We start from the raw sequence: 23515 nt of genomic DNA, 5'->3' as shown, positions 1-23515 counted from the left end.
GCGTCGGCCGACTGCACGATAAATGCGTTCGGAAATGCGGGCGCTCATCGGGCCTGCCGCCAGATGCGCCCCACCGCGTCCAGCTTGTCGTCGCTCAAGTACCCGTACCGGTTGATCCACACGCCGTCGGCCGGACTTTCCGCTACGACCCGGAAACGGCGGGCGAAATCATGCAGGGGGCCGTAACCGTGCATGAGCGGCGTGACGAGCGCGCGCCCGTTCACCTCCGCGCAGACCTGCTCGATGCGCCGCCGCTGGGCGTCATCGGGGATAGGATGGGGCTCGTCGGGACCGGGATACCCGTAATCGTCGATCCGGGTGGCCGTGATTTCGTCTCCGAGGTCGAAGAGATGGGCGAGCGACCGCACCAGGAGCCATTCGTCCAGGCCGGGATTGTGCTCCAGCAGCACCCGACCCCAGAATTCCACCATGACCGACCAGTGCATAGTATACAGCTTGGGGGAAACCGCGTCGCAGATCTCCGGCGCCTTGCGGAAATCGAAGCCGGTCCACAGGGTGAGGGGCGTCATGAAGGCGTTGGCCGAAAGCTCCATTCCCGGACCACCGTGCGTCGTGATGACCGATCTCCAGTGCCGGAGCAGGTCGCCTGACAGGGCTGATTTCAGGCGCAGCCATTCCACGATGCCGGGAAAGGACCGGAAGACGGCGGCCAGCGTCGCCGCGCCCCGGCCGGGTCCGCTGAAGTCGAGCAGGTCCCGGTTTTCGAGCCTTCCGTGCAGGTATTCGTAGGCCGCAAGCACGTCCCGGTGGATGACTTCGAAGTCGAACCCGTTGGCCGAGGCCCACCGCGCCACCTGGGGATTGAAATCCTGGAAGGCCTCGTCCAGCTTGTAACAGGGGTACTCGGGCCAGTCCGGCCGAAAGCCGGTTACGCGGGGATACTGTTCGAGCAGGTCCCGCACGTAGGCGTCGATGTAAGCCCGGATCGCCTCGCCGGCCAGGCAGCCCGTGTCGGCCATGCGATCCGGCAGCTGCCCGTCCGGCCTCCTCGGCCGGTCCTCATCCGACAGTCCCGGCGGCGTCGCACCGCTCAGTTGCAGATAGACCTTGAGCCCGCGGCCCAGCGCCGCGTCGATGAACCGTTTGATCAGGTCGCCGTGGGCGTCCGTCAGTTCGTTGGGTTCTCGGGGCTCGTACGGGGTGTCATCATAGTACGACAGGCGGGGCCGGTAGCTCGGTGCGCTCCGGACCCAGAGCGAACGCCGGCCCCAGAGCGGCCGGTCGAAGAGGCGTGGACTGCTGCCGGCGTCGCTGGGCGGCTGGAAGGAACCGACACCTTCCTCGGACGGCGCGGTCACCGTGGGATTCACCGCCACGGCCGTGGCGCCCGCCCGGTCCACCAGGTTGTCCAGCACGGCCTCCACCCCTTCGTTCAGGATGAAATCCGCCAGAACGGTGATGCCCAGCAGTCGATTTTCACTCATCTGTCACCGGTAGGTCGGCGGTCGTCATTCAGTCGTTGGTCGTCTTTCAGTCGTTGGTCGTCTTTCAGTTGGTGGTCGTCATTCAGTCGTCGGATGCCATGGACTCGAGCTGCGCCTCGATGAACCGGTCCGCGCGATCATCCTCCGCCTCGGGATCGCAGATAGAACGGAGTTCCCTTTCCAGGTCGGCAGCGACCGCCGGATGGGCTTCATGCAGGTTCTGAAGCTCATCGGGATCTCTATCCAGATCGAACAATTGGTGGGGCGCATCGACATGATGGATGTATTTCCACTTTCCTCTACGGATCATGTAGGCGCTGTGTCTCGCCCCGTGGCCATGGTATTCCGAGAACACGACGCGCCGGTCATCGGCCGAGGCCACATGCTGCAGGGGACGGCCCACCCAGTCTGTCGGCCGTTCGGCGCCTGTCGATGCGAATAGACTCGCCTGGACGTCGTGGAGGTCCACGGGCGTCGAAACCCGCAACCCGGCTTCAAAGTCGGGTCCCGCCGCGATGCAGGGGATGCGGCTCGCGTCTTCGTAGAGGGAGCATTTCCACCACATGCCGAACTTCCCGAGCATTTCCCCGTGGTCCGACGTGTAGATGATATTGGTATCGTCGTAGAGGCCCGCTGCCTGCAGCGCTTCGACCAGGCGCGCAAGTTGCCGGTCCACGAAGGTCACGCACGCGAGGTATCCTCGGCGCTGGCCCCGCACCTGGGCCTCGGTGAACCGGTCCGCCTGGAAATGTTCGCGCACTTCTCGGGCCCGGGGATGGCCGGCCGTTTCCTCTTCGGAACCATATTCCGGCAGATCGCCGCCCTGGGGATAGAGATCCCACAGCTCCTGCGAGGTGTAGTGGGGGAAATGGGGATGGATGATGTTCACCGTGAGCGTCCAGGGCCGCTCCAGCGAAGGCGCGGCGTGCGTCAGCCAATCCACGGCCGCGTCGACGCGATCCAGGTCGAGTCGGAGATGGGACTCCTTTACCCCGAACTGGGCGGCCCGTCCCGCGGCGTCCCGCCTGATCCGGAAGGGCCGTCGACCGATTTCCGGATCGCCGGCGCCTCGTTCCCTTCCGCCGAGGCGCACCTCGCTGAAACCCAAATCACCGCTCGGCGCGAAGACGTGCGTCTTGCCCACATGCACGGAGCATATGCCCTCTTCCGACAAGGCGCCTCCGTAGGTGGGTATGTCCGGTTCGACACCTAGGATGCAGTTGGAATAGGCCTGGATCTCGTGCACCCTGCGCCCCGACATGAAGGCGGACCGGCTGGGTGTGCACAGCGGCGACGGGCAGTAGGCGCTATCGTAGACGACCCCGTTTTCCGCGAGACGGTCCATGGCTGGCGTCTGAACAAAAGGATGGCCGTAGACCGAGGAATAGAAAGGGTTGTGCTCGTCGGAGATGAGCAGGAGGACATTGGCCATGGGCGGGTATCATTTCCCGGCGAGGAACGCCTTCAGCGGGACATCCTCGTCTTCCGGCAGGTAGTAACTGAGGGCGTCTCCCACTTCGCCGATTAGTTGTTTCTGCAATGGCGAGCAGCGGTCCACGAGGGACTTCGGCATCTGGATATAATCCATGGGCTTGACCCAGCGGTACGCGTAGCCCATGAAGATGGTTCGGCGGTCGTGGCCGCTCCAGTTGTGTCCGATACTGTGGAATGTGCGCTGCTCGAACAGGAAGGCGCTGCCGGCGGGCAGGTTCATCTGGATGGCGCCGTAGGGCCATCCCGTGTCCGGGTCCCTGGGCGGCTCCCCTGTAATCCGGTTGCTGCCGGGCACCAGGGAAGTGGCCCCCGATGAAGGATCCGTCTGGTCACTGAGCACGTAGGCGATCTTCAGCAGGATGCGGGGATGGGGTTCCTGCATTTCCACGAATGACCGGCCGCCGTCACGGTGCATGCCGTGTCCGCGCTTGGCCTCCTCGGTAGGTTCCGGTCCCGATGGCAGTACGATGAGGTGGGAGGTGATCATCTGGATATTCCAGCTGAGCGCGCCCCAGGCCAGGGGAATGGTCGACGGCCAGTCCAGCAGTTGCAGGAAGGCGTCGTGGGCCACAATGCAGTTTCGCTGGTTCAGATCGCCGCCTTTCCCAAGCGTGCCTTCCTTCCGGGCCTGGTCGTACACTTCGTCGATGGCCCCGTTCAGTTCGGTAACGACGGCGGGAGGCAGCGCGTCTTCAATGACCAGGTAGCCGTACTGGTCGATGTGTTCCCGCTGCGCGTCGGTCATCGCGGTGTACTGGTGTCCGTTATCCATGTCAGTAATCGATCCTTCAGTCAAAGCGTGCATATCGCCCGGACGCTTCAGTAATCTATGCGCCGGTCAAAGCGTGCATATCGCCCGGATGTCTCAGTAGTCTATGCGCCGGTCGCTGCCCACGGCCTCTTCACCGATGTAGAGGTCAAAGTACGTGTTCGCATTCCGGTAATTAGGAAAGTTGCCCCACCGATCTTCCCGGAACCCCTTCAGCCAGGGCTTGCGCAACTGGTAAGCCTTGACATGCCACAGGAAAACCGCCGCGGCCTCCGATGCAAGAATCCCCTCCGCCTCGTCGTACATCGTCATGCGCGCCTCGTGGTTCAGTTCTCCGGCGGCCGCGTCGATCAGCCGGTCGAATTCCGGATTCAGCCAGTCGTGGCGCGTGTAGCCTCTGGGCTGGGACCGCCAGATGATGCCCAGCATGCTGTGGGGATCTGGAAAGTCGTAGTTGAACCCGATGATGCTCATGGGAAACTCCCAGTTGTACATGGCCGACCTGTACGCCGCGCCTTCTGTATTCCGGATATCGATCTGGATGTTCAGATTCTCCTTGAGCATCTCCTGGATCGCCTGGGCTACCTGGCTGATGGCGGAAGCGGGCGTGGCGTCGGCGAGCCAGATATCCATCCGCGGGAACCCCCTGCCGTCCGGATAGCCGGCTTCGGCAAGCAGCTGCCGGGCGAGATCCGCGTCGAACCGCTGGTGGTCCCGGTACTTGTCTCCCACATAACCGGGGAAATGGAGCGGCAGCATGGTATAGGCCGGGATCATCATATCCTGCAGAATCGTTTCGTTCAGCGACACCTGGTCGATGGCGTGGGCGAAGGCCTGGCGGACCTTGAGGTTGTCGAAGGGGGGCTGGCGCGTCCGGAAGAACAGATAAACCGTCGTAAACTGGTCGTAGGACCACGCCCGTTCGTTCCACTCCGGGTCGTCGCGCAGGCCGCCGTAGACCATGGGGCTTATGTCGATTACGTCGATTTCGTCGTTCTCGTAAGGCAGCAGTCCCATGTCGTTCGCCGCGCTCACCGAGCCGACCATGGCGTTGAATATGCGCACGATCTGTCGGAGATGCCCGGGATTGGACCCGGTGTAATGAGGGTTCAGGCCGAAAGTCATGTACTGGCCCGTCTTCCACGTCTCGAGCTGGAAGGGTCCGTTGGTCAGGCAGGTGCCGGCGAGGGCCCACTGGTCCCCGTACTTCTCCACCTGCCAGGGCGGGACGGGTGCGGAGGTGAGGTAAGCGGTGATATGGGGCAGGAATGCGCAGGACTGCTCCGTCTCGATGACCAGGGTGTAGTCGTCCAGGGCCGTAACGCCCACGGTGTCTACGTCGTCCGTTTCCCGCTGGTTGTAGGCCTTTGCGCCTTTGATGTCGTAATAGAGAAAAGCGTAGACGTTGCCCGCGTTGGGATGGAGAAAACGCTTGAAGGTGAATTCGAAATCTTGGGCCGTGACGGGCCGGCCGTCACTCCATCGGCCGTCCCGGCGCAGGTGAAAGGTCCAGGTCTTGCCGTCCTCGGAGGGTTCCCACGACTGCGCCGCGCCGGGGATGAGTTCCCCGTTCAGTCCGAACATGACGAGCCGCTCGAAGTGGAATTCGCTCCCGCCCGCCACGTAGATCGAAACGCCCTGGTCCATGCTCTTGGGTTCCGCGGCCATGTACCGGAACACCTGGTATTCAAGGGGCGCGGCGTCGTCGGGCAGGCGCTCCATCAGCGCGGCGTGGGCTGCCTCCTTCATTTCAGCGGTCTGGCCAAAGAACAGCTCGGGAGCGCTTTCATCGGGATCTTCCGGCGCCGGTTGACCGCCGCAGTTCACGAACATCAGCGCGAAGGCGAGCAGGAGCGTCGCCGGGAATCGTCGCAGGAGTCGAGTTTGGTTCATGATCTTGGCATCCTAAGCTCAGGGCGTATGGTTACGTCGGCCTACGCTCCGGGCGGATGGTTCGTCTGCCTACACTCCGGGCGGGTCGATGCCCAGGCGGGTGAACTGTTCCGGCATGGCCTCGCAGGCTTCCAGATGCCGGGCGATCCGTTCTGTGAACCGGGCTTCCAGCGTCGGATCTTCGATGGGGTGCTGCTGCGCCGGGTCCGCCGCGACGTCGAACAGCTGGTTCCTCCCCGCGTGGGACGCCTCGTCGGGGTGATGTCGTGGCACCTTGCCTTCGGTGGGGATCTTGTACAATGGGAGGTTATAGGTGTGGCCGAAGTACCGGCCCGTCTCGACCCGGTCGTACACCTCCCTGGGATACCAGCGGTTCAAACCGCCCGTGGGCATGGCCGTGTACGCGTACAGCGGGCCCGCGTCCTCGTTGACCGGGTTGCGCATGTAGACGTACCTCCCGTCCGTTAAGTTCATGGCCATCCCGAAGTAACCGAAGATGCCGTCCGCCCGTAGACCGTCGCCGTCCAGCGCCTTGCGCAGGGACCGTCCCTGGACGTAAGGCGGCAGTGAAGTATCGAAGTAGTCGAGAAAGGTCGGCATCAGGTCGATGGTCTGCGTGAGCGCTCCGGTGCGCGTGCCGGCCCGCTCGTTGCCGGGCAGGCTTGCGATCAACGGTATCCTAACGATCTCGTTGTACAGGGGCATGATGTTCTTCATCCAGAAATCATGCTCCGCCAGCATGGTCCCGTGATCCGTGGTGAACACGACCAGCGTATCGTCCCATAGTCCCAGGTCGTCGAGCGTGTCGAATATCCTGCCCACCCAGTGGTCCGTCATCGTGAGCAGTCCGGCGTAGCACTTCCGGATGTGTTCGACCGCCTCAGGGGATTCATGGACCTCGTCGTAACTGGGCCAGTCGTAGAACGGTCCGTCGTAATCGTCGCCGTACAAGGCCCGGTACTTCTCGGTGCAATAGAAGGGCTCGTGGGGATCGAAGATCTCGACCTGCAGGAACCAGTCGTCGGACGCCCGGTTCGTCTTCAGCCACTCTATGGCCGCCTGTGCGGTCTTCGGACCGGAGAAGTCCTCCTCGCGCTGCTGCAGCTTGCGGTTGCCGAAATTCTGCAGGCTGAGTTGCCCCAGGTGGTCGGGCAGGGCCATGCGGTCTACGTGGGACGCCCACCAGTCGTTTTCCTGGCCGCGATAGAAATCCCAGGTGTTGAACGCCGTGTGGTAGTTCTCGCCGCCGAGTTCGAAGTAGTGGTAATGATCGGTCAGAAGGTGGGTGAAGACGTCGTTCTTCCGCAACTCGCCCGGCAGCGTATCGTCGTAAGGTTCGATGGGTCCCCATCCCCGGTAGATGAAGTTGTACCGCCCGGTCATGAACTCCCGCCGCGCGGGCATGCAGGGCAGCGAACCCACCCAGTGATTGTCGAAAACGACGCCTCGTTCGGCCAGGCGGTCCAGGGCGGGCGTATGCACCCAGTCGTTGCCGTAAGTCGAAAGGTAATCCCGGCGGACGGTATCAAGGACGATAAATACGCATTTCATTTTTGGTCAACTTTCTATTCGTCTTCTTTCTTGCCGTAGCTGTGTCCGCCAAGGATCGCCTTGATGTCATCTGCGGACCGGGCGCGTTCGAAGGCATCGATGCGTTTTTCTTCCTCTTCCGCGAGCGCCGTGGCATTCTCGAGCACCGCGTCCATCCTGTTAGCGGGAAACTTGCACGCGCCGTTCTCGTCCATGTGGATGATCTCGCCCGGCGCCACGTCCATGCCGCCCACGGATACGGGCACGTTCACCGCGTGCACGGCCTGGTCCCCGTGACCCGGTGTGACGCCGCTGAGGAGGTACTGGACCTCCATCGGCCGGATCTCGTGTATGTCACGTGACGGTCCGTTGGAGACCACGCCGACGCAACCCACGGCCTTGACGGCCGCCGTCATGTTCCCGCCCGCCAATCCCACTTTTCCGGCGATCTCCGCGGGGAAATTCTGCCGGATAACCAGAATCGTCGGTCCGGGAGATGCGTCAAGGGCATCGATGACATCGATGAAGGAGAGGTTCTTGAAACCCGGCTCGGGCAGGCCGAAGACGCAGGTGACGGCGTAACCCACGGTCCGACCGAGTTCGGGATACATGCACTTAATGGACTGGTCCGTGTACCAGTTTACCTCCCACGGGTTGTAGAGGCCGAGGCAGAGGGGATGGGTGGGATAGGTGGCCACCACGTTGGTGATCGTGGGAGTGTCGAACCGTTTCAGCGCCTCCAGCGTCTCCTGCGGGGACCGCGCGGCCATGCATCGCTCCTTCCGGGGTGCGTACGGAGAAGAGGTAGGAAATCAGGCCGTCCATTCAGACGGCTAAATCAGACCGTTAAGTCAGACGGCAATATCGGTCAGTCAAATCGGTGGAATGAACCCGGTGAATATGATCCTGATTCGACGGGGTGTCAAGCCGGTAATCAGCCCGGGTGCCTCGATGACTAGACTGCGTGAACAGCCGGGTGTCACGCCAGTCCATCGCCCGGTCGGTCGAAGAACTCAAACGGTTTCGACGGGCCGTTTCCGCACAAGTCATCCGGACGATCCGGACTGGAGCGACCGCTGCCACAGGGCCGTGGAGTAGAACTCGTAAGACGCTGCCTTGTCGGGGACGTCGACGAGATGGACCGTAAAGCGGCACGGCACGCCGTTGGCCGGCAGGTAGTCCCTGAAGAAGCTGCTGTACGCCCGGGCGTACGCTTCCTTCAGCCGATCCTGCTCGGCGGCGTATCCCACCGGGTCCACGAGAGGATTCGGCGACTTGGGCTGGCACCCGAAGGCGTGCACTTCGATGAAGTCGATTTCCCGCAGCGACTTGCACAGGCCGGCATCGATCAGCCATTTCTCCCAGCTCTGAAAGACCAGGGGGATCTCCTGGTCCGGTTCCATCGATACCAGTTCATCCCGCTCCAGCACGCCCTTGGCGGAATAACCGCCCGTGAGTCCGGCGAAGTAGATCTTCAGGTCACCGTCCGGCTGCGCTTCCGTAACCAGGGCCGACAGCACCGGGTTTTCGCCGTGGTAATAGTAGGTCAACTTGCCCCGCTTCCTGATGTTGAACGCCATGGATGCTCCCTCTGTAAGTTGTTTACCTCAGGACGTCTCGCACGCGGTTCACCGAGTTTGGGAATGGCCGCTTCGTCAGGATAATCTACTGAACGTGTCAAGGTCGACCAGGTTGCTTTATTGACGCCGCAAAGCGGACATTTTGATCATCCGTCAGAGGCATTCCTCAGTCATTATGGTCTTTGGCCGCACGTCTACGCTCTGTATATTCCATACCCTCGCGGTCGCCGGATTGCTCGGGTCTCGAAGGCGTCCGATACCATGCGACCGTCGATACGGTGTCGATACAATGTAGAAACTATCATGAACCAGACTATCCCATTCAAAAAAGACCTCGTGCTCGTCGGCGGTGGCCATTCCCACGTGCAGGTGATCCGCATGCTGGCCATGAAGAAGGCCCTGGGGGGCATCCGCGTCACGCTTATCTCGGATGAATCCACCGCCTGCTATTCCGGTATGCTGCCCGGTTGCCTTGCCGGCCTGTACCGGCCCGACGAGATGGAAATGGAACTGAGGCCGCTGTGCAACTGGGCGGGTGTCCGGTTCGTCCGGGCCCGGATGGCCGGCCTCGACCCGGCTCTCCAGCAGGTTCATTTCGACGACGGCCGTCCTCCCCTTGCCTACGATGTCCTTTCGATCAACATCGGTTCGATCCCCAGGGGCATGGACACACCGGGGGTGCGGGAACATGCCGTGCCCACGAGGCCGCTCGGCCTGCTGCTGAAGCGGGTTCACCAGTTCGAGGAAAACCACCGGAGCGACGGCCGGCCGTTGCGGATCGTCATCGCGGGAGGCGGTGCGGCGGGCGTGGAACTGGCCTTCGCCATGCACTCGAGATGGCAAGAACGATTCGCGCCCGTCCAGATCACCCTCGTGGATTCGCAGGCGACTTTGCTGACCGGGCACCGTCCCCGGGTCGCCGCGATCATTGGGCGGTACCTCGAAGAAAAGGGGATCGAATGCCTTACCGGCCTGCGCGTCGCGGGTGTGGACGAAACAGCGGTCCATTTCGAGGATCATCCGTCCCTGCCCTGCGACTTCCTGCTCTGGGCAACAGGCGGAGCGCCTCCCGGTCTGTTGAAGGATACAAACCTGGAGACCTGCGGTGCCGGGTTCATCCGCGTCCGGCCCACCCTGCAGGCCATGGGTTTCGACAACGTGTTCGCGGCGGGTGATTGTATCGAATTTCCTTCCCGTTCCCTGCCCAAATCGGGTGTATACGCGGTACGGGAGGGACCGGTCCTGGCCCGAAACATTCATGCCTGGCTCGAGCACCGATCCCTGGTTCCATACAGACCCCAGGCTTCCTCGCTCGCGCTGCTCATGACCGGGACGCGGAACGCCGTCGCGAGCCGGCGCCACGCCTCCTTCCACGGCCCGTGGGTGTGGCGGCTGAAGGACTGGATCGACCGGCGCTGGATGCGAAAGTTCGACCCCGCCCTGCTGCCGCCCATGGACCCGGCCGACTCGGGGTCACGCGCCAGGGATGCCCCGTCCGACCGCGAGGCGCATCTCACCGGTGAAGAAGCCGGCGAAGGCCCGGAAGTGTCGGCCATGCGCTGCGCCGGGTGCGGCGCCAAGGTCGGTTCGACCGTTTTGACCGGCGTGCTTGACGAACTGGAAGTATTCGACCGGGAGGACGTGCGGATCGGCCTGCACGACGCCGACGACGCAGCGCAGCTTGTGATCCCTCCCGGCCGGTCGCTGGTACAGACCGTGGACGGCTTCCGCGCCTTTACCGGCGACCTGCACCTCTTCGGTCGCATCGCCCTTGTCCACGCCGCGTCCGATCTATACGCCATGGGAGCCGAACCCCACTCCGCACTGGTTACAGTCACGCTGCCCTACGCGGAAAAACCGCTCGTGGCGAACGACCTGAGACAGCTCATGGGCGGCATCGCGGAAGAAGCCCGGCGCCTCGGGGTCACGCTCCTCGGCGGGCATACGAGCGAGGGAACGGAGACGGCCGTCAGCGTAACCATGAACGGTTTGACCGGCAGCGACGCCGTATTCAGGAAGGGCGGGCTGCGTCCCGGTGATGGGCTCATCCTCACCAAGCCCGTCGGCACGGGCGTCATCCTGGCGGCCGACATGCACCTCAAGGCCAAGGGAAGCTGGGTCGACGAAGTCTTCGAAGGCATGCTGCGGTCCAATGCGAAGGCGGCGAGTATACTTGCGCAAGCCGGCATTCCTTCCGTCACCGACGTGACCGGCTTCGGTCTGGCGGGACACCTCGTAGAAATGCTTGAGGCCAGCGGCACGGGTGCGGAGATTGAAATCGACGGTATACCGCTTTACGACGGTGCGGCGGATTGCGTGGTTGCCGGCGTGGAAAGTACACTGGCGCCGTCCAACCGGGAACATTTGCGGAAGAGATGGCAGGTGGAGTCGGGACCTGGCGCGGAGGACGCCCTCCTCTTCGACCCTCAGACCTCGGGTGGACTGCTGGCCGGCGTGCCTGCCGCCCGTATCGACGAGGTACTCGTAAAACTGCGGGACGCCGGTTACGCCCAGGCGGCCTGCATTGGTCGGGTGACCGACCGAAAACGGCACCTGAAGATCCGCTAGACCCTCATAGGCCCCGTCACGGCAACGCACACACAATCTTGCCGATATGTCGTTGTGATTCGAGGTAATCGTAGGCCGAGGGCACTTTATCGAAGGGAAATACCCGGTCGATGCAGGGCCTGAGTCCCGACGCTTCGCAGGCCCTGGCCAGATCGTGCAGGTCTTCGGTGGTTGAGGTGTAGATCCCTCGTATCTGGATTTGCCTGCCGATGATGTCGAAGGGATTGAGGCGGGACTCGAAACCGTCCAGGATGCCCACGAGGGAAATCCGGGCGTGCAGCGCGCAGGCTTTCAGGGACTTCGCGAAAGTCTGGCCGCCCGCCACGTCTACGACCAGGTCGACACCGGAACCGCCGGTATAGGAACGTACCTGCTCCGGCCAATCATCGTCTCTGTAATCGAAGGTCTCCAACACCCCGAATTCATCCTTCATCCGTCGGGCTTTTTCTTCGGATGACGTGGTTAATAACGCTTGCGCCCCAGTGAGTTTCGCGAGTTGTGCAGCGAACACGGACACTCCGCCCGTGCCGTGCAGGAGGACCCACTCCCCTGCCTGCAGTCGACCCTGAGATACGACCGAAGCCCAGGCGGTCAGTCCGGCGATGGGCAACGTAGCGCCTTCGTGGTAGGAGAAGTGGGACGGCATGGAAACCAGGGCGTCCGCGGGATACAGCACTTGCTCGCACAGTACGCCGTCTACGCCGCCCGCACCCACCAGGGTCTTCATCCGGTCGGGCGTGAGTCTTCCGGCGGGCCAGCGCATGAACGGCGCGTTCACGACCCGGTCGCCCGGCAGGATGCCCGACACTCCGGTTCCCGTTTCCAACACGTCGCCCGCCATGTCGGACCCGGCGACGAACCTGCCCTCGAAGGGTTTTCCGTATCGGCCCCTGGCGACCATGAGGTCCCGGTAATTGAGCGATACGGACCGGACCCTGACCAGCGCCTCGCCGGGACCGGGCTCTCCCGGTTCCGCCAGATCGACCAGGCGAAGCTGGTCGTGGTCAATCACGTATGCGCGCATGGGTGCAATCCATCATCTATTCCTTCACTTTACCTACAATCGCGGTTGTTGACCCATCACGGTTGTTGAAGGTCTATTCAATACGTCGTTCCGTGGTCAATTTTCCATATCGCGGCGAAATTGGCAATTGATAATTACCGCGTGAATTCGTATGCTTATGGCGACGTTCACGCCCTTGATCGGCGTGCAAAACCAACCGGCCGGTGGGTGGATTTCCCATGAGACCAGATGGAATGGCGGATCAGTACAACGGACCGGACCTGGGACAGGCAGAGAGGACCGAACGGCATTGAACGACATCCGCATCTACTTTATCGGTGATTCCTACGTGAACGGTACCGGCGACCCGGCTTATCTCGGCTGGCCGGGACGGGCGTGTGCCGCGTCGCGGTCCGATGAGAATGCCATCACCTGCTATAACCTGGGCATCCGCGGAGATACGAGCACCGACGTGCTCCGGCGCTGGGAACGGGAAGTGGAGGCCCGGCGTTTGATACCTCACGACGGCCGGGTGGTGTTCGGATTCGGCGCGAACGACTGCTGGATCGTGGACGGGAATACGCGCGTGGACCGCGCCGACACCATTCGCAACACCGAAGAGATCCTGTCACGCGCACGCTCCCTGTTTCCCACGTTGATGATCGGACCGCCACCCGGGACCGATGCAGACGAACACGGAAGAAGGGTGGAAGTTTCCTCACTCGTCGGAGAGATCGCCGGAAGGGTCGGCGTGCCTTATCTCGAAGTGATCCACGAACTGCATGTCGGCGGTGTCTGGCAGAGCGAAGCGGTCCTTGGCGACCGCGTTCATCCGGCCGATGGCGGTTACTCTGCGCTAGCGGAGCTGGTTCTTGCCTGGTCCGCGTGGTGGTTCAGTTCCCCTTAGTGGTCAAGTGCACCTTAAAGGAGGCAAGTTGTGTCGTTGACGAAGGCACAGATCGACCAGTTCAACGAACAGGGTTTTCTCCCTTACGAGGACCTGCTGACGCCGCTCGAGGTCAAGGCGCTGCACCAGCGGCTCGAAGATATCGGCAACGAACGGGTCGATTTCCCGGACGAATACGTTCAGATCGAACCGCGCGTGGAACTCGGCGAAATGCAGGCTGATCCGGTGCGCTTCAACAACGTGCGCAAGATCTGGAACCTGACGAAACACGATCCGGTATTCAAGGAACTGGCCTGGCATCCGAAGATCCTCGGCGTGGTCCGAAGCCTGATCGGTCCGGATCTCAAGATCTACGTGGACCAGACGCTCTGCAAACCGCCCCGGGTGGGATCGGCGAAACCACCCCACCAGGACTCGGCCTACTGGACGAGCATCGATCCGCCCAATCTCGTGATCTGCTGGATCGCCCTGAACGACGCCACCGAGAACAACGGGTGCATGCGTTTCATTTCCGGTTCCCACAGGGCCGGCGTGATCGAGCACAAGCATCTCGAGGACTTTCGCGTCGAGGACGCCCAGGTCGGCTATGAACGGGAGGTCGCCGTACCCTTGAAGGCAGGCAGTTGCTCGTTCCACCACAGCCTCGCGCTTCACCGCACCGACGCCAATACCAGCGACGACCGTCGCATCGGCCTGACCGTCGCTTACATGGATGCCCGTTCGAAGTTCATCGGAAACGGCGTCATGCCGGAGTACGACCTGGTATCGGGAAAGGCTTATGAAGGATGTGTTTAAACACGTTTTCGTATTAATACAATGATTATCAATACGATTCGTAATAGCATAGACCATAGCATAGCTCTGCCAGGAAGCAAATCCATTACGCTGAGGAACCTGGTACTTGCTTCGCTGGCCGAAGGAACGACCGAGATCGACGCGCCCTGCGACTGTGACGACACCCGGGAGATGGTGGAATGCCTGGGTGAACTCGGGATCGCGATCCAGGCGAGTGACGACTATCGACGGATGGCCGTGGAAGGAAGAGGCGGACGCTTCGCAGAAGGACCGGTAAGCCTTGACCTCGGACTCAGCGGTACTTCAGCCCGCTTCCTGATCGCCCTGTCGGCCCTCAGGACCGACGAGACCCGACTGGCCGGGCGGGGCAGCTTGAACGAAAGACCCAATTCTCCACTACTCGATGCTTTGGAGCAACTGGGTGGGGAAACGGCATCCTCCAACGACGGATGTCTGCCAGTTTCCATCAAAGGTCCCAAGGCGTCCCAACATCTGGTCCGGATGAAAGGCGATGTTTCCAGCCAGTTTTTCTCCGCCCTCCTGCAGGTCGCACCTCTACTGCCCGATGGTCTGCGTATACAGGTCGACGGCGATCTGGTCAGCAAGCCGTACATCGACATCACGCTGAACGAAATGCGAAAGTTCGGTGTAGAAGTAGAGAACGACAACTACCGCAAGTTCGTGGTCAAGCCACAGCGGTATCGTTCAGGACCCCGTTCGGTGGAAGGAGATGCTTCCGCCGGCTCCTACTTCGCGGCGCTCGCCCTTATCCATGGCGGGAAGATGGTCTTTGAGAACCTCGGATCCGAAACACGGCAAGGGGATATCCGATTCCTTTCCATCTGCGAAACCCTGGGCGCCAATGTCCGACTGGACAAGATAAGGACCGTTATGGAAGGACCGAAAGATGGCCGCGTACTTCCGGCGGGGGGAGAAATCGACTGCGGGGACATACCAGACGCCGCACTGACCCTGATTGCGATCGCCCCGCTGATACCAGGTACGACCAGGATAGCGGGAATCGGCACGTTGAAGCACAAGGAGTGTGACCGGATCGAGTGCCCCGCGGCGGAGTTACGGAAGATCGGCGTGGCAGTGAAGACGGGACCGGACTTCATCGAGGTCGGGGATCTGCCTCCAGGCGCGGCGGACGCCAAAGACGCAGCTAAAGACGGAATTGATATTGAAACCTACCACGACCACCGCATGGCCATGAGTTTTGCCGTGCTGGGAACTCGCCTGGGGAACTTTAATATCCTCAACCCGGGCGTAGTCGGGAAGACCTATCCACGCTTCTGGGAGGACCTGGCGCGGATCCGGTAGATTCGATCGGACCCGTCCGGAAACTCGTTTGCCGCTACGTATTTCCCCTACCGCCGGATATACAGATCCGTAATCGTGGAATTGTCGATGAAGAAGGGTTCCTGGCCCATGGAGTCCTTTTTCCAGCCCGCCAGCCAGGGTTTGCGAAGCTGCAGGAAGTAGTCGTGGTAGAGGAAGACGCCGCCCACGTCTTCGACCAGGATCCGTTCCGCTTCGTTATACATCTCGAAACGGCGTACCTCGTCGGTCTCCCTGGCCGCTTCGTCGACCAGGCGGTCGAACTCCGCGTTCATCCAGTCGTGGCGGCCCGCGCCCACGGGCTGCGAGTGCCAGACCATGCCGAGGAGGTTGTGGGGGTCTGGGAAATCGTACTGGAAGGGAATCAGGCTGAGGTCGATCCGGTACTGGGCCATGGCCTCGCTGTAGACCCGGGGCTCCATGTTTCGGACGCCTACCTTGAGGCTCAGGTTGTTGGACAGCATCCCCGATATCGCTTCGGCCGCCATGATTCGGTTCGGGTCGTTACGCAGCCAGATGTCCACCGAGGGGAATCCCCGGCCGCCCGGATACCCGGCCTCGACCAGGAGGCTGCGCGCCAGTTCGGGATCGTACCGCTGGACGTCCTTCAAGGCATCGCCCGAATAACCCGGAAAGCCCGGCGGCAGCATGGTGTACGCGGGCAGGGCCGTTCCCCGCAGCACGATGTTGCAGAGCGCGTCACGATCGATGGCATGGCTGATGGCCTTTCTCACCCGGTGGTCGTTGAACACGCCTTCGCGCGTCCGGAAAAACAAGTAAAGCGCGTTGAAATCCATGTACTTGTGCAATTCCGCGCTCAACTCGGAATCATCCTCGATCCGGGTGAGGTCGCGCACGTCGATTTGCACCAGGTCCAGTTCGTCGTTCTCGTAGGAAAGCAGCCCGGTGTTTACCCGGTTCTGGAACATGGAGTGGATCTCGGTCAAATACCCCTTGATCGGACCGTTGTAGTAGGGATCGAGTGACAGTGTGAGACGCTCCCCGATACGCCAGTTGTCCACCTTGTAGGAGGAGTTGCTGACTACATTCTCGTCGCTCGCCCAGCGGGGGCCGAACCGCTCGACCTGCCAGCGGGGGACCGGGATCGAGGTGAAGAAGGCGGCGATCATGGGCAGGTACGGGCAGGGCCCGTCGGTTTCGATCACGAGGGTCATGTCGTCCACCGCGTAGACGCCCACCGAGTCCGGATCGTCGGTCTGCCCGGTATTGAAGGCCCGGGCGCCCTTGATGTTGTAGTAGAAAAAGGCGTACCCGCTGCCGGACGCGGGGTCCAGCATGCGCTTGTAGCTGTACTCGAAGTCGCGGGCTGTCACCGGCCGGCCATCGCTCCACCGCGCACCGGGTCGCATCTTGAAGGTCCACCTCGTCTGATCCTCGTTGGCCATCCAGCTGGAAGCGGCGCCCGGGATCACGCGGTTGTTGTGGTCCAGCATGGTGAGGCGTTCGAAGAGGAAGACGATGCCGCCTACCTCGTAGATGGCCACGCCTATGTCAAGGTTGGTCGGCTCGTCATTCAGAAAGCGGAAGACCTGCCGGTCGAGCGGCGCTGCGTCCGCGGGCATGACTCGACCGACGGCGTTGCGCACCTGGGCTTCCGGCATGCCGGTGTATGCCGCAAGCCCGAGCATAGCAAGGCCCAGCACTGTGGTCAATAAAGCTGCAGGTCTCATAGCGGTATTCCTCGCGTCAGAATCGCTCCGTCCGTTCCAGGTTCAGCCAGGCCATCTCTTCGGCCGTCAGCTTCGTTTCAAGTGCCTGCAGGTTGGCTCGGATCTCATCGCCGTTGCGAGCGCCGACGAGTGCAAAGATGTTGAGCGGCTGGCTGAGCACATAGGCCAGGGCGACCTGGGGTATGGACAGGCCCTTTTCGTTCGCCAGTTCCTCGACCCGGTCCAGTCGTTCGAAGTTGTCGTCCGTGCAATAGGCCCGAACGGAACTTTCGTCGAAGAGACCCTGTTCGGCCTGGGATTCGTAATTCTCACGATTTACCCGGCCGGAGAAGAACCCGCTGGCGATGCTGGACCAGGTAAACAGCGGCATCTGGTTTTCCAGGTACCACGAACGCGCGTCCGCCCCGTCCTTCCCGCTGATGCTGATACATCCCCGCCACGGCGGTTCGGCCTGTTCGGCCAGGCTGAAATTCGGACTGCTCACGGTGAAGGGCTGCTGTCCGCTGGTGGCGGCGTACAGGTTCGCCCTTTCGATGCGGTCGTGGGTCCAGTTGGATCCGCCGATTACGCCCAGGATGCCCGCGCTGATGTACTGATTGAGCGTATCCATGATCGGAGCGACGGGAACCCTTACGTCGTCGCGATGCAGGAGGTAGAGATCCACGTAGTCCGTATTCAGGCGGGCCAGGGAGTCGTGCAGGTCCGATGAGATATCGTAGGGCGTCACGCGGGCCCGGTCGGCATTCATGTGGCAGCACTTGGTGAGAATGACGATTTCCCGGCGCAGGCCCCGGTCTTCGATCCAGCGGCCCAGCACGCGTTCGCATTCGCCGCCGCCGTACAGGTGGGCGCTGTCGAAGGTGTTGATTCCCGCGTCGTACACCTGGTCCAGCAGGTCGAAACTGTATTCCTCCTCGGCGAAACTCAGCATGATCGTGCCCTGAACCAGGCGTGATACAGGCTTGTCGACGTTCGAGATGTTGCCGTACTCCATGGGTGCTCCTCTACAAAAGGATCATGACGCTTCTACAGGATACTTCAACCCGATCTCGGCACGGACGGCGTCCAGCGTTTTCATGATGGCCAGAGTCTCGTCCAGCGGGAGCGCGGGCGTCTCGAGCAACCCTTCCCTGAGGCAACGTCCCGCTTCCTCGATCTCGTACTTGAATCCGTTCTCCACGCGCGGCGGCTCCACCGTTACCGGTTCCTTGCCATCCGCGTTCAGCGTTGCGGTATAGGTGTCATAGAATGCGGACGGGATGCGGATATTGCCCTGCGTCCCGTGGATGGACACGGCGCCGGGCGTGTTGGTCCGGACCGCACAGGTCAGCGCGGCCATGGCGCCCGAGTCGTAGCGAAAGGCCATGGTGGTCTGCTCATCGACTCCCGTGGTGCCGATATCCGCCAGCGCCGCGACCCGGTCCGGCTGTTGCCCGTAGACCATCGAAGCCATAGATACAATGTATACACCGATGTCCAGGAGGGCGCCTCCGCCCAGTTCGGGATTAAGCAGGCGGCCCTCCGGATTGAATCCCGCACGGAATCCGAAGTCGGCCATCATGTTCCGAACTTCGCCGATGGCACCATCGACGAGCCATTGGCGTACCTGCGCGATGGCCGGCAGGAACCGCGTCCACATGGCCTCCATGAGGAAAAGACCCCGCTGCCGTGCGCACCGGATCATGGCTTCCGCTTCCGATGCGTTGAGGGCGAAGGGTTTCTCGCAGAGCACCGGCTTGTCCGCGTTCAGGCAGAGCAGCGTGTCCCGGCAGTGCATGGGATGGGGGGTAGACACGTAGATCGCGTCGATCTCCGGGTCTTCCGCCAGGGACGCGTAGGACGGGTGTCTTCGGGGTACTTCGAACTCGTCGCCGAAGGCGTCTGCCGTACCCTGTGCCCGGGACCCAACAGCCGAAAGCTCGGCATCCGCCACCACCGCGAGCGCTTCGGCGAACTTGTGAGCGATCTTCCCGGTTCCAAGAATGCCCCATTGTATGGTTTCAGACATGTTCGCTCCACATTCTGACGTGTATGATTGGCCTTCTAATAAAACTGACTTTGGCGATTTGCTTTAGTTAAAGTGAAATCACAGGATGCGTTCCACCGCCCAATGAAGAACTGCTTCGGCGATGGAGATCGCCTCGGTGTACTCTTGGCTGGTAACGGGATCTATGTCACCAGGATAGCGTGTAATTGCGGCATACTTAGTCAACTTGCTCGCTTATTGGATCGGCGCTGGTATGACCTCTCCTTTGTCTTCCAATAATGACAACAGGTAATCGAGGTCATGCACAAAAGGAAACTAGATGTTGCGAGAAATCATCACAGCTTTGATCGCTTTTTCTGCGGCTTGCTGGGCGTTGAAGCACAGACTCTCGATATACATGGAACCGCATTCGTCGCCTGAGTCAGGTCACTTCTCGCTCGGTTTATCCACTCACGCGGGTCGTCAGCTGGAAAGCGTTCAGGTAGATTCATAGACGATCCTTCCTTCGCGCAGTGCTGGCTTGATGACCAACGCGTGGCTGTCCTTGTAACGCTCGACCGCCTGTGGTGTGACGACGATGGCGTCAACAGCTGCTCCGACCCGGTGCAAGTTCATGTATATCTCGCCCATCAGGTCAAGTGGACGCGCACATTCCTTAACGATAAGCAGATCGACGTCGCTATGGCGGTTCATTTCGCCGCGGGCGGCGGACCCGAAAAGGATGATCTTCTCCGGCTCTGCCACCTCGACGACCCGTCGGATGATTTCGTCCAGAACCTGAGGGTCGAGCATTCCTTCGTTCATGGTCCCTCACAGCTTAGAACTAGATGCCATCGTAACAGACTATTTCCACCTTACCGAATTTCCACTCACCGCTTGAGCTTGTCAACTTCAGATCACGGCAATCGCGCTCCGCGCCATTTCGTCCCAGTCGGGTTCGGGTGCGGGGCAGTCGCTCCAGGCGATCGACATGGCGCCGTCTTCCACGACGAGCGTACCCCGGCAGTCGAGTTCCTCGACGGGCGGGCGTGGCTGCAATCCCATGAAGGCTTCAAAGACGGGGTCGTTCCCTATGGCAAGGATGACGTGGGGATCTCCGCCGTGCACCTCCACACCGAAACTTTCGGCCAACTGGGCCTGCTTGACCTGTCCCGTGATCCCGATGCCCCGTTGGCGGACGATATCAGCGGCCTGCATCGCCAGGTACGGCGCCGTGTTGTACGGCTGACCGCCGATGGCGCCGATCCATTCCAGGGTCAGGACCGGGAGGTCGAGGGTGGCGCATAGTTTCTTGAGCCCCAGGATATCGTAGTCCTGCAGGGGCTCCTCGATCCACCGGTACCGGCACTTTTCCATGATGCGCCCGATTTTCACGGCTTCTTCGTAGGTGTACGACTCGACGGGATCGTGGAACAGCATGATTTCGTCGCCAAGGGCCTCACGCAACTTGACGGCCATCTCCCCGTTGGTCTTCACGCCCCGGTAGGAATGGTCCTTGCAGCCGATGAATCCCTCTTCGTCCACACGCTGCACCGCGTGGGCCACCAGGTCGTCGATGGTGCGCCCGCCCACGTTGCAGTAGGCGGGCACGCTTTCCCGGCATGCGCCGAGCAACTTATAGATAGGGAGACGTGCGCTACGGCTCGCAAGGTCCCACAACATCCGGTCGACCGTATCCAGCAAGCCTCTTCCCGTGTACATGAAGCGCTGAGCCATCCAGAACCGCTGCCACACGTATTCCCGGTCGTAGGCGTCCACGCCGATGAGCATGTGAGCGTACCGGGCCATGAACTGGCGGCCCTGCCATTCCAGTTCCCGAGGATCGAAACCTGTGCCAAATTCGGCATAGGCGTCCAGATCGCCATCCGTCACGAGGCGGACCATAAGCCGGTACTTAGGTTCCGGCCCGTCTCCGGTGAACTCGTAACCATCGGGCGCGCCGGCGCCGAATCCCTGGTCATGGGTAAACAGCCCGGAGATGCCCGGAGGCACCGGTGCCATGCTTCCTCGGTCCGCGCTGCTCTCCCGGCGCGTTTCAGGTTCGTCCTTCAGCACGTAACATTTGACGTCCCGGATCTGCATGGGATTTCCTTGTTCAGACGGCCGCGTTGATTGCATCCGGCCGCACCGTTTGCATCCGGCCGCACCGGATTCAGGCTTATAACAGTTCCGAGGTCGCGTCCATGACCGCATCCAAATCGATTTCCATACCGAGGCCCGGAAGATCGGGCAATTGGACGAAGCCGTCTTCGATCTGTACCGGGTTCCGGACGAAAGGCGGTGTGACCTCGTGGCCCGATATCTCGATAAATGGCATATTCCTGAGTGCACCCGCCAGATGGAGATGCGCGAAACCGTCGCTGATCCCGGCACCGTCCAGATGGCAATACGCGCCGAATGCTTCTGCGCAACGGGCTGCCTTCAACACATCCGTGATGCCGCCCGCGCTATGTACGCTGGCTCGAACGTGATCGGCGGACTGCACCGACATGACCTGGGACGCTTCGATGGGGCTGCACACTTCCGCGCTGGTCGGCGTATCGATTTCGCCGGCCACCTGCTTACCGCCCGTGTGGTCGTTGCGGGGGCGGGGCCGGTCGAAGCAGAAAAAGTCCGCCTCGTCGAGTGCAAGTCCGATCCGTATGGCCTCGTCGACCACGCACCGGGCCCTGCCATCGAGGATAAGCGGGAAGTCCGGTCCCACGGCCGCACGCACCTTGCGCACCAGGTGGACGATGGCGTTTCCATCCGACGGTGCGCCAGGTCGATGAGCACAGAACCGATAAGCTTTGAATCCGGCCCGCTGCGCGTCTTTCACTTCCTTGATGATCTCCGGTCCGGTGGTGCCCGCAGCGCCCGAGGTGTCCCCCTTAGCGCCTGTGGCGTCTCTTGCAGTGCCGACCCGGCAGACCGGAACCCGGTCCCTGAACCCGCCCAGGTGCCGGAAGAGCGGCCGTCCTGCGATCTTCGCGGAGAGGTCCCAAAGGGCAACGTCGATACCAGCGCGAAAAGCCGACGGAGGTCCTTCGTCCAGATCCCGCGTGGTCCACCAGGTCCGTTCACGGTCCAGGGGGTTCGATCCCACCACGACCGATGCCGCGCGCTCGACGTCGGATCCTGTGGCGGTGATCCCGGTACAATATCCCTCGAACCCATCGTCGGTCATTAGTCGAAGCAGGCCCGCGGGCTGATGCAACGTGATTTTGGTGATTTTCATGGGAGGTTGCCGCCGATTCTGTTCCGCCCTACTCCTACCCCGACGCGCTCCTGGGAAACACCGGTCCGTCCCTACGCTGAACCGTGAGGGGACGGGATCCGCTCGCCGTCACGACGACGGACTGCTCCAGGTGCAGGGATCCGACCCCGGCCAGGCTCAGCGGTGCTTCCACGTTGAGCACCATGTCTTCTTCAATGGGCAGGTCCGAAGGTACGTCGACACAGTCGTCCGAGATCCTCAGGCCGGTGTCCGGCGACAGGACGGGATAGTCCCGCACCTCCATGCCGACCCCGTGGCCATGGGGATACATGGCAAAGCCCGCTACGTCGACCACCTCCTGCATGGCCGCCTGTACCGCCGAGGCTTTGACGCCTGGACGGATCGCGGCCAGGCCGGCGTCCATGGACGTACGGAGCGTGTCGAACCGGACCTGCATGTCGGCCGAAAGCGGCTTCATGGCGAAGGTGGTCCCGGTGTCCGAATAGCAGGATCGGTACCGGCATCCCCAGTCCACGTACTCCACGTCGGAATCACCCAGGATGAAATCCGGCTCCGTCGCGATGCCAAGCCCGTGGATTCCGAAGGCGAAGTGGTCCAGGTCCGCTCCCCGGGCACCTAGTTCCGCCCTGAACCGGTGAACGACTCCCTGCACGTTGTCTCCCGGTTTCGCCTGTTCCATGGCCGTCATGGCCGCCGTCTCACTGATCTCGGCCGCCCGTTCCAGCCGCTCGATCTCGTCCCGGGTCTTGACCATGCGAAGCAGCCGGATGAGGTTGGAGCAGTCCAGCAGCCGCGCACCGGGCAACGCCTCCTTCAGTTGCCGGTAGCGGTCGGCGGTCAGGCCGTCGGCTTCCACGCCCAGCGTGCCCGAGGCAAGTCCCCGGTCGCTCAGGGCCCCTGCGAGTGCCTGGGTGGTCGTGTGGTAGTCGGGCGCGCCTTGCAGGAGATGGTAAATACGGTCCATCCGATCGGACAACGGCCTCGGCGGCAGGGACCAGTCGAGTCCGGAATCGCCGCTGATCCTCAGGTCCCGTACCCACAGGTCTACGCCATTAACGGCCAGCATCGCGCCGGTCACCGCCAGCGCGGGTTCGCCATCGAGGGGAAACAGGGCGAATCCCTGCGACAGGTCCGCCGATGCACCGGGCCGGACCATGTATGCCTTCATGAGCCCGTCGATCCAGATGTAGTAGTCCGTGAAATAGGTGATATTCACGGGCGAAGTCGCGATCAGTCCGTCGAGTCCGCGATCCCGCATGTACGCCCTGGCTCGCTCGGCATTGAAGAGCATCTGG

At 61.9% G+C, this 23515-nt stretch carries 19 protein-coding genes and 2 pseudogenes; 4 read left to right on the top strand and 17 right to left on the bottom strand.

Going from position 1 to position 23515, the window contains the following annotated elements; all coding sequences use genetic code 11:
* Positions 1-44: 44 nt before the first annotated feature.
* The 7 genes from OXH56_07040 to OXH56_07010 form a co-directional block, all read right to left on the bottom strand.
* Positions 45-1445, bottom strand: coding sequence for a hypothetical protein (locus tag OXH56_07040; protein MCY3555063.1), 1401 nt, complete (start codon positions 1443-1445; stop codon positions 45-47).
* Positions 1446-1527: 82 nt separating this feature from the next.
* Entirely contained in the window at positions 1528-2877 is a 1350-nt protein-coding gene (locus OXH56_07035) for a sulfatase-like hydrolase/transferase (GenBank protein ID MCY3555062.1), read from the bottom strand.
* A gap of 9 nt (positions 2878-2886) precedes the next feature.
* On the bottom strand, positions 2887-3711 hold the full coding sequence (locus OXH56_07030) for a phytanoyl-CoA dioxygenase family protein (protein MCY3555061.1): 825 nt from the start codon (positions 3709-3711) through the stop codon (positions 2887-2889).
* Positions 3712-3804: 93 nt separating this feature from the next.
* A complete protein-coding gene (locus tag OXH56_07025) occupies positions 3805-5601 on the bottom strand; it encodes a peptide ABC transporter substrate-binding protein (GenBank protein ID MCY3555060.1) in 1797 nt (598 codons plus the stop codon).
* Positions 5602-5670: 69 nt separating this feature from the next.
* Positions 5671-7152 carry a sulfatase-like hydrolase/transferase gene (locus tag OXH56_07020; protein MCY3555059.1) on the bottom strand — a complete coding sequence of 494 codons (1482 nt, stop codon included), beginning with the start codon at positions 7150-7152 and terminating at the stop codon, positions 5671-5673.
* A 14-nt stretch (positions 7153-7166) separates the two neighbouring features.
* Complete coding sequence (locus OXH56_07015) at positions 7167-7901, bottom strand: RraA family protein (GenBank protein MCY3555058.1); 735 nt, start codon at positions 7899-7901, stop codon at positions 7167-7169.
* Positions 7902-8177: 276 nt separating this feature from the next.
* Positions 8178-8711 (bottom strand): hypothetical protein, encoded by a 534-nt coding sequence (locus tag OXH56_07010; protein MCY3555057.1) that lies wholly within the window; start codon positions 8709-8711, stop codon positions 8178-8180.
* 303 nt (positions 8712-9014) lie between these two features.
* On the opposite strand from OXH56_07010, the gene selD reads away from it, so the two are divergent.
* Positions 9015-11279, top strand: coding sequence for a selenide, water dikinase SelD (selD, locus tag OXH56_07005; GenBank protein ID MCY3555056.1), 2265 nt, complete (start codon positions 9015-9017; stop codon positions 11277-11279).
* 16 nt (positions 11280-11295) lie between these two features.
* On the opposite strand, the gene OXH56_07000 is transcribed toward selD, so the two are convergent.
* Positions 11296-12303 (bottom strand): NAD(P)-dependent alcohol dehydrogenase, encoded by a 1008-nt coding sequence (locus OXH56_07000; GenBank protein ID MCY3555055.1) that lies wholly within the window; start codon positions 12301-12303, stop codon positions 11296-11298.
* A 289-nt stretch (positions 12304-12592) separates the two neighbouring features.
* On the opposite strand from OXH56_07000, the gene OXH56_06995 reads away from it, so the two are divergent.
* Genes OXH56_06995 through aroA form a run of 3 tightly spaced genes read left to right on the top strand, consistent with a single transcriptional unit; the run spans position 12593 to position 15307 of the window.
* A complete protein-coding gene (locus OXH56_06995) occupies positions 12593-13189 on the top strand; it encodes a GDSL-type esterase/lipase family protein (GenBank protein MCY3555054.1) in 597 nt (198 codons plus the stop codon).
* Between the two features lie 30 nt (positions 13190-13219).
* On the top strand, positions 13220-13984 hold the full coding sequence (locus tag OXH56_06990; protein MCY3555053.1) for a phytanoyl-CoA dioxygenase family protein: 765 nt from the start codon (positions 13220-13222) through the stop codon (positions 13982-13984).
* 21 nt (positions 13985-14005) lie between these two features.
* A complete protein-coding gene (gene aroA, locus OXH56_06985) occupies positions 14006-15307 on the top strand; it encodes a 3-phosphoshikimate 1-carboxyvinyltransferase (protein MCY3555052.1) in 1302 nt (433 codons plus the stop codon).
* A gap of 47 nt (positions 15308-15354) precedes the next feature.
* On the opposite strand, the gene OXH56_06980 is transcribed toward aroA, so the two are convergent.
* The 9 genes and pseudogenes from OXH56_06980 to OXH56_06940 form a co-directional block, all read right to left on the bottom strand.
* Positions 15355-17016, bottom strand: a complete 1662-nt coding sequence (locus OXH56_06980; protein MCY3555051.1) for a peptide ABC transporter substrate-binding protein — start codon at positions 17014-17016, stop codon at positions 15355-15357.
* A 16-nt stretch (positions 17017-17032) separates the two neighbouring features.
* Positions 17033-18010, bottom strand: a complete 978-nt coding sequence (locus tag OXH56_06975; protein MCY3555050.1) for an aldo/keto reductase — start codon at positions 18008-18010, stop codon at positions 17033-17035.
* 21 nt (positions 18011-18031) lie between these two features.
* On the bottom strand, positions 18032-19024 hold the full coding sequence (locus OXH56_06970; protein ID MCY3555049.1) for a Gfo/Idh/MocA family oxidoreductase: 993 nt from the start codon (positions 19022-19024) through the stop codon (positions 18032-18034).
* 78 nt (positions 19025-19102) lie between these two features.
* Positions 19103-19339: pseudogene (locus OXH56_06965) on the bottom strand (HEPN domain-containing protein).
* Between the two features lie 141 nt (positions 19340-19480).
* The gene (locus tag OXH56_06960; protein ID MCY3555048.1) at positions 19481-19807 is read right to left on the bottom strand and encodes a nucleotidyltransferase domain-containing protein; all 327 of its coding nucleotides are present in this window, start codon (positions 19805-19807) and stop codon (positions 19481-19483) included.
* Between the two features lie 87 nt (positions 19808-19894).
* A complete protein-coding gene (locus OXH56_06955) occupies positions 19895-21085 on the bottom strand; it encodes a hypothetical protein (protein MCY3555047.1) in 1191 nt (396 codons plus the stop codon).
* 76 nt (positions 21086-21161) lie between these two features.
* A complete protein-coding gene (locus tag OXH56_06950; protein MCY3555046.1) occupies positions 21162-21821 on the bottom strand; it encodes a hypothetical protein in 660 nt (219 codons plus the stop codon).
* 126 nt (positions 21822-21947) lie between these two features.
* Positions 21948-22232, bottom strand: a pseudogene (locus tag OXH56_06945) (hypothetical protein).
* 22 nt (positions 22233-22254) lie between these two features.
* Entirely contained in the window at positions 22255-23511 is a 1257-nt protein-coding gene (locus OXH56_06940) for a Xaa-Pro peptidase family protein (protein MCY3555045.1), read from the bottom strand.
* Positions 23512-23515: the final 4 nt, after the last annotated feature.

The sequence above is a fragment of the Gemmatimonadota bacterium genome (assembly GCA_026702745.1).
In the GTDB taxonomy this organism is placed as follows: domain Bacteria; phylum JAAXHH01; class JAAXHH01; order JAAXHH01; family JAAXHH01; genus JAAXHH01.
Note: the sequence above shows the minus strand (reverse complement) of the source record. Positions and strands in the feature narration are given on the sequence as shown.

Coding starts and splice junctions, on each gene's coding strand:
- OXH56_07025 (MCY3555060.1), bottom strand. CDS start 5,601: ATGAACCAAACTCGACTCCTGCGACGATTCCCGGCGACGCTCCTGCTC.
- OXH56_07015 (MCY3555058.1), bottom strand. CDS start 7,901: ATGGCCGCGCGGTCCCCGCAGGAGACGCTGGAGGCGCTGAAACGGTTC.
- OXH56_07030 (MCY3555061.1), bottom strand. CDS start 3,711: ATGGATAACGGACACCAGTACACCGCGATGACCGACGCGCAGCGGGAA.
- aroA (MCY3555052.1), top strand. CDS start 14,006: ATGATTATCAATACGATTCGTAATAGCATAGACCATAGCATAGCTCTG.
- OXH56_07035 (MCY3555062.1), bottom strand. CDS start 2,877: ATGGCCAATGTCCTCCTGCTCATCTCCGACGAGCACAACCCTTTCTAT.
- OXH56_07040 (MCY3555063.1), bottom strand. CDS start 1,445: ATGAGTGAAAATCGACTGCTGGGCATCACCGTTCTGGCGGATTTCATC.
- OXH56_06960 (MCY3555048.1), bottom strand. CDS start 19,807: ATGAACGAAGGAATGCTCGACCCTCAGGTTCTGGACGAAATCATCCGA.
- OXH56_07010 (MCY3555057.1), bottom strand. CDS start 8,711: ATGGCGTTCAACATCAGGAAGCGGGGCAAGTTGACCTACTATTACCAC.
- selD (MCY3555056.1), top strand. CDS start 9,015: ATGAACCAGACTATCCCATTCAAAAAAGACCTCGTGCTCGTCGGCGGT.
- OXH56_06975 (MCY3555050.1), bottom strand. CDS start 18,010: ATGGAGTACGGCAACATCTCGAACGTCGACAAGCCTGTATCACGCCTG.
- OXH56_06970 (MCY3555049.1), bottom strand. CDS start 19,024: ATGTCTGAAACCATACAATGGGGCATTCTTGGAACCGGGAAGATCGCT.
- OXH56_06980 (MCY3555051.1), bottom strand. CDS start 17,016: ATGAGACCTGCAGCTTTATTGACCACAGTGCTGGGCCTTGCTATGCTC.
- OXH56_06940 (MCY3555045.1), bottom strand. CDS start 23,511: ATGCTCTTCAATGCCGAGCGAGCCAGGGCGTACATGCGGGATCGCGGA.
- OXH56_07000 (MCY3555055.1), bottom strand. CDS start 12,303: ATGCGCGCATACGTGATTGACCACGACCAGCTTCGCCTGGTCGATCTG.
- OXH56_07020 (MCY3555059.1), bottom strand. CDS start 7,152: ATGAAATGCGTATTTATCGTCCTTGATACCGTCCGCCGGGATTACCTT.
- OXH56_06955 (MCY3555047.1), bottom strand. CDS start 21,085: ATGCAGATCCGGGACGTCAAATGTTACGTGCTGAAGGACGAACCTGAA.